The organism is Streptomyces sp. NPDC037288, from assembly GCF_055603265.1.
The window spans coordinates 55,705-67,910 of the sequence record NZ_JBVJVY010000018.1 but is presented as its reverse complement, the minus strand read 5'-3'; the positions used below and the strand labels follow the sequence as shown (position 1 = coordinate 67,910).

The 12,206-nt window shown below is 73.1% G+C and carries 9 protein-coding genes; 3 read left to right on the top strand and 6 right to left on the bottom strand.

Annotated features, from left to right (window positions below):
* Positions 1-34 precede the first annotated feature (34 nt).
* Positions 35-2,674, top strand: a complete 2,640-nt coding sequence (locus ACZ7GZ_RS21205) for a WD40/YVTN/BNR-like repeat-containing protein (RefSeq protein WP_471026275.1) — start codon at positions 35-37, stop codon at positions 2,672-2,674.
* Between the two features lie 59 nt (positions 2,675-2,733).
* Here ACZ7GZ_RS21205 and ACZ7GZ_RS21200 read toward each other — a convergent pair whose 3' ends face one another.
* The 6 genes from ACZ7GZ_RS21200 to ACZ7GZ_RS21175 all read right to left on the bottom strand — a co-directional run bounded on the left by ACZ7GZ_RS21200 (position 2,734) and on the right by ACZ7GZ_RS21175 (position 8,799).
* Positions 2,734-3,486: an ABC transporter ATP-binding protein gene (locus ACZ7GZ_RS21200; protein WP_471026273.1), complete on the bottom strand. Its 753-nt coding sequence runs from the start codon at positions 3,484-3,486 to the stop codon at positions 2,734-2,736.
* 3 nt (positions 3,487-3,489) lie between these two features.
* Positions 3,490-5,097: a benzoylformate decarboxylase gene (gene mdlC / locus ACZ7GZ_RS21195; protein ID WP_471026272.1), complete on the bottom strand. Its 1,608-nt coding sequence runs from the start codon at positions 5,095-5,097 to the stop codon at positions 3,490-3,492.
* Positions 5,094-5,891 (bottom strand): ABC transporter permease, encoded by a 798-nt coding sequence (locus ACZ7GZ_RS21190; protein WP_471026270.1) that lies wholly within the window; start codon positions 5,889-5,891, stop codon positions 5,094-5,096. The genes mdlC and ACZ7GZ_RS21190 overlap by 4 nt, the downstream gene beginning before the upstream one ends.
* Positions 5,888-6,691 carry an ABC transporter permease gene (locus ACZ7GZ_RS21185; RefSeq protein ID WP_471026267.1) on the bottom strand — a complete coding sequence of 268 codons (804 nt, stop codon included), beginning with the start codon at positions 6,689-6,691 and terminating at the stop codon, positions 5,888-5,890. The genes ACZ7GZ_RS21190 and ACZ7GZ_RS21185 overlap by 4 nt, the downstream gene beginning before the upstream one ends.
* Positions 6,688-7,656: an ABC transporter substrate-binding protein gene (locus tag ACZ7GZ_RS21180; protein ID WP_471026265.1), complete on the bottom strand. Its 969-nt coding sequence runs from the start codon at positions 7,654-7,656 to the stop codon at positions 6,688-6,690. The genes ACZ7GZ_RS21185 and ACZ7GZ_RS21180 overlap by 4 nt, the downstream gene beginning before the upstream one ends.
* 120 nt (positions 7,657-7,776) lie before the next feature.
* Positions 7,777-8,799 (bottom strand): Ppx/GppA family phosphatase, encoded by a 1,023-nt coding sequence (locus ACZ7GZ_RS21175; RefSeq protein ID WP_471026262.1) that lies wholly within the window; start codon positions 8,797-8,799, stop codon positions 7,777-7,779.
* 313 nt (positions 8,800-9,112) lie between these two features.
* Between ACZ7GZ_RS21175 and ACZ7GZ_RS21170 the strand changes: the two genes are divergently transcribed.
* Entirely contained in the window at positions 9,113-10,279 is a 1,167-nt protein-coding gene (locus tag ACZ7GZ_RS21170; RefSeq protein WP_471026410.1) for an FAD-dependent oxidoreductase, read from the top strand.
* Between the two features lie 133 nt (positions 10,280-10,412).
* Positions 10,413-12,191, top strand: coding sequence for an RICIN domain-containing protein (locus ACZ7GZ_RS21165; protein ID WP_471026261.1), 1,779 nt, complete (start codon positions 10,413-10,415; stop codon positions 12,189-12,191).
* Positions 12,192-12,206 lie beyond the last annotated feature (15 nt).

The window sequence follows — 12,206 nt, the reverse complement described above, 5'->3', positions numbered from 1 at the left end:
GTCAGCAGTGTCGCTGCACCCCGGGAGGTCCTTGGTGTCCCTGCCAACCCACAGAAGACGGTGGCTGACCGTCTGCGCGCTCACCGCATCCGCCGCGCTCGTCGCGATACCCCCGTCCACCGCCTCGGGGCGGGGTGCCGGCCCCTTCGGAGTCCGCACGCTCAGCCAACTCGCCAAGCAGCGCGAGCAGTCGGCGGACACCGCGTCACCGCACGTGGCGGGGGACGACGACGACGGCAACGAGGCGGACGAGATCGCCGAGGGCGCCGACCAGTACGCCGAAGCCCGCACCTCACCGGGTGTCGTCGCACCGGGCGCGTACGGCACAGCCTGGCACGATCTCGCCGGCCTCAGGAGCGCGGGCGGCCGTTGGCGCAACATCACCGACCTGCCGTACAACTCCGACGACCCGCGCTACCGTGACATCGACTCCAACTCCAGCGGCGGCAGCGGGAACGTCACCGGCCGGATGGCGGCCATCGCCGCCGACGACGACGGCTACGTCTACGCGGGCAGCGCCGGTGGCGGGGTGTGGCGCTCGCGCACCGGCGGCGGCCACTGGCAGCCCGTCAGCGACCGGCTGCCCGCCCAGTCCACCGGCGCCCTGGCCCTCGACCGCGCGGGCCGGCTGTGGCTCGGCACCGGCGAGGCCACCACCAACTCCGACGCCTACCTCGGCAGCGGCGTCTACGTCCTCGCCCACCCGCACCACGGCACCTTCTCCGTGCGCAGCCGGGTCGGCGGCGACGAACTGGAGAGCACCACCATCCACGAGCTGCGCTTCGGCGGCGACACGGTGTGGGCGGCCACCGGCAAGGGCGTGTGGAGCCACTCCACGAAGAAGCTGAGCGGCCCCTGGAGACTGGAGTTCGCGCCCAACCCGGAGTTCCTGCCCGGCGGTTCCGAGGCCGGCGACCCGGACGCGCCGTACAAGAACATCGCCAACGACATCGCCATCGACCCCAAGGACCCCTCCAAGGTGGTCCTCGCCGTCGGCTGGCGCGGCGGCGACGACTACAACGGCTTCTACACCAGGGCCGGCGGCACCTGGACCCGGATCACCAGCGGCCTCGGTGACCTTCCGGCCGACGCGGACAACGTCGGCAACGTCACCTTCGCCCGCTCCGCCGACGGCTCCCGCTACTACGCCGTCGACCAGTCCCCGGAGCAGCTGAGCACCAACCCGGACAGCGGCCTGGAAGGCATCTACGTCTCCAGGTCCGGTACGCCGACCGGGCCGTGGACGAAGATCGCCGACTACAAGGGCCTGGCAGCCGACAACTCGGCGCTGACCACGGCGGGTTACATGCCGGGGGTGCAGGCCTGGTACAACCAGTTCCTCACCGTGGACCCGGCCGACCCGCAGCACGTGTACGCGGGCCTTGAGGAGGTCTACGAGACCAAGGACGGCGGCGCGAACTGGTCCACGGTCGGCCCGTACTGGAACTTCACCTTCCCCTGCTGGAGCATCGACCCGGCCAAGCAGACCGGCGACTGCCACCAGACCACCCACTCCGACCAGCACGGTGTCGCGATCGGCAGCCGTCACGGCAAGAGCTTCGTGTACGTCGGCAACGACGGCGGCATCTACAGGCGCCCGGTGAACGGCGCCCAGGACGCCTCCGGCCACGCCACCGACTGGACCTCGCTCAACGACGGCACCATCGACACCCTGCAGTACTACTCCGTCGGCATCGGCAAGGACCTCGACCACGGCGGCCTGTCCGTCACCGGCGGCCTGCAGGACAACGGCCAGTCCATCCTGCGCGGCGACGACAAGGTCATGGGCTCCAACTTCGGCGGCGACGGCGGCGACACCCTCACCGACCCCGCCAACGGCTGCGACATCGCCCAGGAGTACGTGTACCTCGCCGTCCAGGTCACCCGGAACTGCGCGGTGAACGACGGCGGCTGGACCGCCGATCCGGGCAAGGCCACCTCGTACTCGGTCGCCCCGCCCGACAACGCCACCAGCGAGGCCCGCTTCATCGCCCCGCTCACGGCGGACCTGAAGAACGGCGACACCTGGGTGGCCGGCGGCCGGCACATCTGGGTCCAGACCCATGGCTACGCCATCCGCAGCGGCACGGAGTGGACCGGCGTCCACGACCTCGGTGCGGGCCGCACCGCGACCGCCGTCGCCGCGTCCGGCGGGAAGATCTACGCCGCCTGGTGCGGCCCCTGCAACAACCAGGGCTTCGCCCGGGGCATCGCCGTCGGCAACGCGGACGGCACCGGCTGGCACGACATCAGCCTGCCGGTGGACGGCACCGTACCCAACCGCTACCTCAGCGGTTTCGCCGTCGACCCGAACAACGCCGACCACGTCTTCCTCGCCGTCAACGGTTTCTCCCGGCACTGGACCGAGGGCCCCGGCGCGGGCGTCGGCCACGTCTTCGAGTCCACCGACGGCGGCACCACCTGGAAGGACATCTCGGCCAACCTGCCCGACGTGCCCACCGACTCCGCGCTGCTGACGGCGGACGGCGGCCTCGCCGTCGCCACCGACCTCGGGGTCGTCTACCGCGCGCCGGGCCGCACCACCTGGCAGCGGATCGGCAGCCTGCCGGCCGTCGCCGTCCTCCAGCTGAAGACAAGCCCGGACGGCGGCACGCTGTACGCCGCCACGCACGGCCGGGGCATCTACACCGTGAGGGTGCGAGACCTCCACTGACGGCCGGGGACGGGTGGCCCCGGGCTCTTCAGAGCCACCCGTCCCACCTGCCAGGACGCTCAGCCGCCACCGCGAACCGCCCGTCCCACCTCCGTGCGCAGCCGCACGAACCCGGGCAGGCCGCGCGTGCTGATCTGGTCCCGCTCGCCGGGCAGGTCGACCGGCAGGTCGCGGACCACGTGGGAGCCGGGGCCGGGGGAGAGGACCACGACGCGGTCGCCGACGTACACGCTCTCGTCGATGTCGTGGGTGACGAACACGATGGTCGTGTCGTTCGTGCGATGGAGTTCCAGCAGCAAGTCCTCGAGGTCCTCGCGGGTGCCCGCGTCCAGGGAGCCGAACGGCTCGTCCATGAGGAGCAGGGACGGCCGGCAGACCAGGGCACGGGCGATGGCGACGCGTTGCTGCATGCCCCCGGACAGCTCGCGGGGATGGCGCCGGGCGGCCCCGGGCAGGCCGACGCGTTCGAGGATCGTCTCGGCCTCGGCCCGGCGGGCCGCCCGCCCCAGGCCCCGACGGCGCAGCGGCAGGGCCACGTTGTCGCGGACGGTGAGCCAGGGCAGCAGTGAGCGGCCGTACTCCTGGAAGACGACCGCGAGCCGCTCCGGCACGCCCGTCACCGGTGTCCCGTCGACCGTGACCGTGCCCTCCTGCGCGGGCAGCAGCCCGGCGATGGTGCGCAGCAGCGTGGACTTGCCGCAGCCGGAGGGCCCGACCACGCTGAGGAGCTGGCCGTCGGGCACCGTGAGGCTGATGCCGTCCAGTACGTGCTGGTCGCCGAATCGCCGGCTGACGGAGTCGAGGCGCAGCATCCCTCACCCGGCCCAGGGCTCGTACAGGGTGCCCGCGCTGCCGGTGACCGGCAGGTGCAGCAGGAAGGGGCCCGCGTCGTCGCCACGGCCCAGGGCGTGGTCCAGCGCGGCCGGCAGCTCCCCGGGGTGTTCGGCGCGGGCCGCCGGGCAGCCGAAGGACTCCGCGAGAGCCACGAAGTCGATGCCCGTGATGTCCGTGCCGGGGACGGGTGCGACGCCGATCCGGCGGCCCAGCGCGCGGACGGCCGCGTAGCCTCCGTTGTCCAGCAGGACGTAGGTGACCGGTGCCGCGTGCCGGGCCGCGGTCCACAGGGCCTGCACCGAGTACAGCGCCGAGCCGTCGCCGACCACGCACACCACCCGGCGCCGGTCGGCGAGCGCCCGGCCGACCGCGAGGGGCAGGGCCCAGCCGAGTGCCCCGCTGCCCGTGGTGAGGAAGCCGCCGCCCGACTCGACGGGCACGCGCGCGTGGAGGGTGTCGCGGTGGCTCGGTGCCTCCTCGACCAGGACCCGGTCGCGCGGCAGCCGGGCGCGCAGCAGGTCGAAGAACAGTTCCGGAGTGGTGTGCTCCCCGGCGCGGGCCGGTGCGGGGGCCGGCCGGGGTGGGGGCGGGTCGCGGTCGGGTTCCTTCAGCAGCTCCGTGAGCCGGGCCAGGGCGGGGCGCAGGGTGGTGACGATGCTGGTGCCGGTGGGCAGCCAGGCGGCCTGGCCGGGATCGCAGTCCAGATGGAACAGCTCGGTACCGGGCGCGAGCGGTGGACCGTCGTCCGCCACGTGATAGGTGAAGACCGGTGCGCCGAGGGCGACCACCACGTCGTACGGCGCGAGCCGCGCGGCCAGTTGCCGGGCCACCGGCGGCAGGAACCCCTGGAACAGCGGATGCGACTCCGGGAAGCCGGAGCGGCCGGAGAGCGGGCTGATCCACACTCCGGCCCGGATCCGCTCGGCCAGCGCCCGGACCAGCTCCAGCGCCTCCTCGTCGTCCACGCCCGGCCCCACCACCAGCGCCGGGCGGGCGCAGGCAGTCAGCCGGGCGGCGAGCGCGTCGAGGGCGTCGGGACCGGCGGTGAACGCCGTGTGCACCGTGCGGGGCGTCACGGGCTGGGCGGGCCGGTCCCAGTCGTCCTCGGGCACGGACACGAACACCGGGCCGCGTGGCGGCGTCATCGCGGTCCGGTACGCCTCGGCGAGCACGGCCGGCACGTCCTCGGCCCGCTCCGGCTGGCGGGCGGACTTCACGTACGGGCGCGGGAACAGGGCAGGTTCGTCCGCGCCGAGGAACGGCCGCACCTGGATGAGGGAGCGCGCCTGCTGCCCCGCCACGATCACCAGCGGCACCCGGTCGCGGAAGGCGTTGAAGACGGCGCCGAGCGCGTGCCCCACCCCGCCGGCCGAATGCAGGCTGACGAACGCGGCGCGCCGGGTGCCGAGCGCATGCCCGGCCGCCATGCCGACGGCGACGGACTCCTGCAGACCCAGTACGTAGGTGAAGTCGTCCGGCCAGTCGCGGAACATCCGCAGTTCCGTGGAGCCCGGATTGCCGAAGACCGTGGTCAGGCCGGTGTCGCGCAGAAATTTCACGACCGCCTCGCGGACCGTGCCCCTCGTCATACCGTCCTCCCCGCGGATGCCCTCGGGCCGACGAGCCGCTTCTCGATCGCCAGCAGCCCGGTGTTGAGCAGATATCCGAGCGCCCCCAGCAGCACCAGCGCGGCCCACACCGTGAGCAGGTCGGAGCGGGTCTGGGCGTCGGTGAGCGTGAAGCCGATGCCGTTGTCGCTGCCCGGCAGCAGCTCCGAGAACACCATCAGGATCAGGCACAGCGACAGACTGAGCCGCAGCCCCGCGAAGATACGGGGCAGGGCCGAGGGCAGGATCAGGAACCACAGCCGTTCGGGCGCCGTCAGCCGCAGCACGGCCGCCACCTGGAGCCGCAGCGGGTCGGTGGCGCGGGCGCCCTCGGCCGAGTTGACCAGCACCGGCCACACGGCGCTGAACACGATCGACGCCACCTGCATCGGCGTACCGAAGTCGAAGACCACGACGAAGACCGGCACCAGGGCGGGCGGCGGTACGGCCCGGGCGAACTGGAGCACCGGGTTGCACAGCGCGTACGCCCGGCGTGAGCGGCCCACCGCGATCCCCAGGACGACCCCGGCGACGGCGGCGAGCGCGAACCCGGCCGCCATCCGGCCCAGGCTGGGCAGGATGGTGTCGACGGCGGCCGGGGTGAGGAACAGATGGCCGGCGGGCCCGCAGAACCACAGGCCGCGGGCGTGCCGGACGATGCGCAGCGGCGGCGGGAAGTACACGCTGCCCCGCGCACGGGCGGCCCCCTCCCAGCAGACGACGGCGAGGAGCAGCACGGCCCAGCGCAGGACCAGGGACAGCGCCGTGCGGCTCATCGCCGCGCCCCCTGCCGCATCCGCCCTGCCGCTTCCGGAGGTTCCTGCGCCCAGGCGAACAACCGCCGCTCCGCCCCGACCAGTACGCCGTTGATCACCAGCCCCAGGCCGCCCGCCCACACCACCCCCGCCAGCACATCGCGCGTACCGTCCGTCGCCGTCTCCGCCTGGGCGATGAAGATGCCGAGGCCCTGGCCGAAGCCGGAGAGGATCTCCGTCGCGACGGCGAGGATCAGGGCGACCGCGGCCGAGATCCGCACACCGGCGGCGATGAACGGGGCGGTGGCCGGCAACTCCACCCGCAGCAGCACCGCGAGCCGCCCGAATCCGAAGGCGCGCAGGGTGTCCTTGGCCAGCGGATCGGTCTCGCCGAGGCCGTAGACGGTGTTGAACAGTACCGGCCACAGCGACGCGTACGCGATCAGCGTCACCTCCGTCTGCATGCCCGAGCCGAGCAGCAGCGACACCAGCGGGATCAGCGCGACGGACGGCAGGGGCCGCAGGAACTCGATCACCGCGCGTGCGGCGGCCTCCACGACCGGTACCGCGCCCAGCAGCAGCCCCAGCGGTACGGCGATCGCACAGGCGAGCCCGAGCCCCACCGCCCACGCCCGCAGCGTCACCCCGACCCCGTCGACGAAGGCCGGGTCACCCGCCAGCCGGGCGGCGCGGGCGAGGACTTCGGAGGCGGGCGGCAGGTAGCTGCGCCGTACGAGCCCGGCGCGGGCGACAGCCTCGCAGACCCCGAAGGCCGCCACCGCACCGAGCAGGCCCAGCAGGACCTCCTGACGCCGTGTCATTTCACCAGCACAGGTGCCGGATCGACGTCCTTCTTCAACAGGCCCTGGGCGCGCATGAGCCGGACGAGCCGGCGCAGCGCGGCCGGATCGGCGGTCGCGGGATAGGCGGGCAGGTGGATCGACTCGGCCTGGTCCGCGCTCACCTTGGCGTACTTCGGCAGTTCCGTGCGCACCGCCCCCGGATCCTCGGCGGCGAGCCTGGAGGCCGCTTCGACGGCGCGCCGGAAGCCCGCGGCGGCCTTCGGGTGGTTGTCGACGAAGTCGCGCGTGGTGATGTACCCGCTGGCCGGCAGGCCCCGCGCGGGGCCCGACCCGGCGTCCAGCAGGACCCGTGCGCCCAACTCGCCCTGGACGGCGGTGTCGAAGGGCTCCACCACGTGTGCGGCGTCCACCTGGCCCTTCTCCAGGGCCGGGCCCATCTGCGGGAACAGGATCTGCCGGTAGACGGGCCGCCCGGCGTGCCGGGCGTCGAGGATCGCGTTCAGGGTCAGGGACTGGATGTTGTTCAGGACGGCGACGGCGACCTTCCTGCCCGCGAGGTCCTTCGGTGACTTCAGGGCGGAGTCCTTGGGCACGAGGACGTCCATCATGTGCGGGGCGATCCGCACGCCCTCGGCGAGGATGCGCAGATCCAGGGTGCCCTTCTCGTACGCCTGGAAATAGGTGACGTAGTTCGCGCTCGCGATCACGTCCACCTGGCCCTTGAGCAGCGCGGGCAGCGCCTGGATGCTCTGCTGGACGGGCTGGATGCGCACGTCCAGGCCCTCCTTGGCGAACAGCCCGCGGTCCCGGGCGAGATAGAGGGCGGCCGAGTCGGTGAGCGGCAGCGCCGCCACGGTCAGCTGCTGCCGCCCGTCGCCGGTGGATGAGGTCCCGCCGCCGTCGCAGCCGGCGAGGACCAGCGCCGCGGCGGCGACGAGCGCGGCGAGGGGTTTCGTACCCGAACGTGATCGACGTAATGCCATACCGGCATGACTACCCGCCATTTGTCATGATCGCTACAGGCTGACGACGGGTTTCGGGGTCCTTGGAGAAACACGAACCGAGGGCAAGCCGGTGCGGCGGTCCCCGTCGGCCGAGGTCGTTCAGGCCGGTGGGCCGGCGATGCGCAGGGGTGCCGCGGCGGGTGGCGTCACGGAGTGCGGTGCCGCGGTGCCGGTGGTGCCGGTGACGTCCGTCCACCAGTCCGCGCCGTCCTCGATGTAGCGCAGCAGCACGCCCTCGCGGATCGCCCACGGGCACACGACGGCCCCGCCCAGCCCCATGAGCTTCAGCGCCGTGTGCCCGACGACCGCTCCGGCCAGGCTCTGTGCGGCGCGCGGCGCGGAGATCCCGGGCAGCTGGGCCCGCTCGGCGGCGGGCAGCGCGGCCAGGGTGCGGACCGCCTCGCGTAGATCCCGGCAGCGCATCTCCCGCGGCACGAACGGGCCGTACCGCCCGGGCGCCGCCCCGCACAGCCGGGCGAGCTGCTGGAACGTCCGCGAGCTGACCGCGGCGGTGCGCGGCCGTTCCCAGCGGATCCGCGAGGCCACGTCCCGCAGCTCATGGCGGATCCGGCGGCGCAGTACCTTCAGCTCGGCCTGTCCCGGCGGATCCTGGTCACCCAGGTACTCCTGGGTCAGCCGGTTCGCGCCGAGCGGGAGGGAGGCGGCGAAGTCGGGCAGCCGGCCCCGGCCGAAGGCCACCTCCAGGGAGCCGCCGCCGATGTCGAGCACCGCGAGCGGACCGGCCTGCCAGCCCAGCCAGCGCCGGGCCGCCAGGAAGGTCAGCTCGGCCTCGGTCTCCCCCGGCAGGGTGCACATGCGGATCCCGGTGCCTGCCGCGACCCGCCGCAGCACCTCCTGCCGGTTCGGGGCGCCGCGCACCACCGCGGTCGCGAAGGCCAGCGGCCCCGCCGCATGCCACCTGCGGGCCGTGGCACCCGCCGCGCCCACCGCCTTCACCAGTCGCTCCACCGCCTCGTCGGCGATGGCGCCGTCCGGACCGACGTGTTCGGACAGGCGCAGCTTCCACTTGACGGTGTGCACCGGCAGCGGAACACCACCCTCCACATCGGCGATCACCAACCGGACCGTGTTCGACCCCGCATCCACCACACTCACCCGCATGGCCGGGGAGTACCCAATTCTCCGTGGACGACCCTTCGCACAGGGGGCGCGCCTGTGCACGGCGGCACGCCCGCGTGCTCCTCAAGGACGGCTCGCGGGACGGCCGGAAGCGATCCAGGAGCGGACCGCGCACGGACCGGCGTCCGCCTGCCTGACCGTCGTGTCCGACGCGGCGTCGCCGTACGGACCCTGTCCGGATCTCGGCCCCCGAGCCCCCTCGAACCCCCCGACAAGCCCGCTTCTGCCCTTAGATGGTCACCCAGACGGGCACCACCACTGTCGGCGCGAGGAGCGGCACTTGAGCGGGACGGATGTGACGAGGGTACTGGTGGTCGGCGGCGGTATCGCGGGGACCGCGGCCGCGCTCGGGCTGCACAAGGCCGGACACGACGTCACCGTGTACGAGGCACAACCCGAGACGGCCCAGGACATCGGGGCGTTCCTGACCCTGGCGAGCAACGGCATGCGCGCCCTGGCCCAGCTCGACGCCACGGACGCCGTCACCGCCGTCGGTTTTCCGCTGACTTCCCTGCGCCTGCTCGACAGCCGGGGAACCGAGCTGACGCACGCCCCGCTCGGCGAGATGACCGACCCGGACCTGCGCTACCGCTGTCTGCGCCGCGGCGAGCTGAACGCGGCCCTGCGGGGTGCGGCGGTCCGGCGCGGCATCCGCCTGCGCCACGGGGCCCGTCTGACCGACGTCACCGACGGCCCGTACGGCGTCACCGCCCGGTTCGCCGACGGCAGCACCGCCCACGCGGACCTCGTCGTCGGCGCCGACGGCCTGAACTCCACCGTGCGCGGGATCGTCACCCCCGGGGTACGGCCCACGTACGCGGGGCAGCGGGTCTTCTACGGCTACAGCGGCGCCGCACCCGCCACGGACGGCACCGGCGTCATCACCATGGTCCGGGGCAGCGAGACCGCGTTCGGATACGCGGCGTCCCCCACCGGGCAGACGTACTGGTTCGCCCGCGTGAGCACCGCACCCCTGCCCGCCGGCACAGCCGCGCACCGCGCCCCGTGGCACGAGGAGCTGCTGCCGCTGCTACGCAAGGACACCACCCCCGCCGCGGACATCGTCGCCGCGTCCGAGGGACCCGTGATGGTCACCAACGCCACCGAGATGCCGCTCGGCGCGGCGTGGCACAAGGGACGCACCCTGCTCATCGGCGACGCCGCCCACGCGGCCTCCCCGGCGACCGGCCAAGGCGCCTCGATGGCCCTGGAGGACGCCGTCGTCCTCGCCAAGGCTCTGCGCGATCTGCCCGATCCCCAGGCCGCGTTCACCGCCTACGAGCGACACCGCCGCCCGCGCGTGGAGCACAACATCACCGTCAGCGGCGGCATCTCCCGCGGCAGCCACACCCCGTCCCGCCCGTCTCCCGTCGTGGCCCGTCCCGCGGAGCCGGACGAGGCGCTGATCCGCCAACTGGCCTGGGACAGCCCGCTGCCCGCCGCCCCGCCCGAGCAGCCCTGAAGGGCGCGGCCGAGCGGTCCTCGCGCGCGAAAGTGCAAGAGACGGAGCACTGGAGTCCATTGCCGGGGAAACCGCCGGGCCGGATCGTTCCGTGCAACCGGCCCTTCGGCAACAAGGAGCACAGTTGCGACTCTTGAGCAGAGCAGGCGGCGCCCTGGCCGCGACCGCCGCCCTGGTCCTGGGCGGCGGCACCGCGTCCCCGGCATCGGCCGCGCCCCCCGCCGACGCCACCTACACCGTGACCGTGGGGACCCCGGTGCCCTTCACCCACCCCACGGACACCCCCGCCAGCCCCTACCTCGACCGGGACGGCACCTTCCACTACCAGCAGTCCGCCGCGCTGTACGGCGCCAAGGACCCGCGCACCTGGGACTTCTACACCGGCAAGGACTTCGATTCCGCCACGTTCGACAAGACCCTGAGCAAGGCCGTGAACCCCGCCAATCCCGCCGACCGCAACGACGACACCACCTGGCGCTGCAACAACAGCCCCACCGGCCGTGAGGCGACGTACGCCCCGAGCGGCTCCGGCTACGCCCAGAAGAACTACTGCGACCTGTCCGGGGTGTGGGTCGACCCCGACACCGGCGACTGGTACGGCCTGGTCCACAACGAGTTCACCCCGCAGCCCTTCGGCGACGGACTGCACTACGACGCCGTCGACTACGCCGTCTCCACCGACCGGGGCCGCACCTGGACCGTCAAGGACCATGTGATCACCTCCCCGTACAGCACCAGGCGCGGGGACACCACGGCCTTCCCGAACCAGACGTACTCCTACGGCGACGGCGACCAGCGCCTCTTCGTCGACACCGCCTCCGGCTACTTCTACGTCTATTACGGCTCCCGGATCATCGACAAGAACGGCGGCTGGAAGGCGTTCCACGAGCACGTGGCCCGCGCCCCGATCTCGGCCAGGATGGCCCCCGGCTCCTGGCGCAAGTGGTACGACGGCGCCTGGTCCCAGCCCGGCAGCGGTGGCAGGGAGAGCAACATCGTCCCCGTCGACGCCGGCCACCCCACCGGCTACACCCCCGCCTCCGCCGAGTACGACCCGGCCAACACCGGCACCGCCGCCCAGCAGATCGCGGCCGGGAAGATGCCCCCGACCTCACCGCTGTTCGTCATGAACATCGCCTACGACGCCCATCTCGGCCTGTACATCGGCGAACCGCAGGCCGTCGACCAGAGCGGGAACTCACCGCAGTACCTCTACGCCACCGACGACCTGACCACCCAGAAGTGGCGCCTCATCGGGGACACCGGCGGCTACACCGACGCCTCCTGGTACCGCTGGTTCCTGGACAGCGCCAACCGCACCGGCTCCACGATCGTCGGCAGGTCCTTCCGCTCCTACTGCTCCTTCGGCTGCTCGCACGACGCCTCCGGCGAGTACGTCGACATCACCATCGACGCCCCCGCACCCGCAGCCGCGCCCATGGACACCAGTCGTGCCTACCGCATCGCGAGCGGCGCGGGCCGGATTCTCGCCCAGGCGGCCGGCGGCAGCGCCACCACCTCGCTGGCGCGGCCCACCGGATCCGGCCGCGACACCTGGGTGTTCACCCCGACCGGCGACGGCGCCTTCACCCTCGCCAACGCCGCGAGCGGACGGCTGCTCGGCGTCGCCTCCGGCTCGGCCGCGGGCCGTGCCTGGGGCGCCAAGCCCACCGTCACCAGGGAACCGGCCGGCGGGCCGGCCGTCGGACAGCAGTGGTTCGTGATCCCGGACACCTCCGGGGGCACCTACCGCCTGGTCAACCGCTACAGCGGACTCGTGCTCGGCCTCTCGGGCACCTCCGGCCGGTTTGCCGAGACCACGCCGGTGCGCACCTGGACCGACCACAGCGGCAGTTCTGTCGGCGGGGGGCGCTCCGCCGCGGAACAGAGCCTGTCCCTCACCGGGACGTAAGAGCTCCATGTGCGT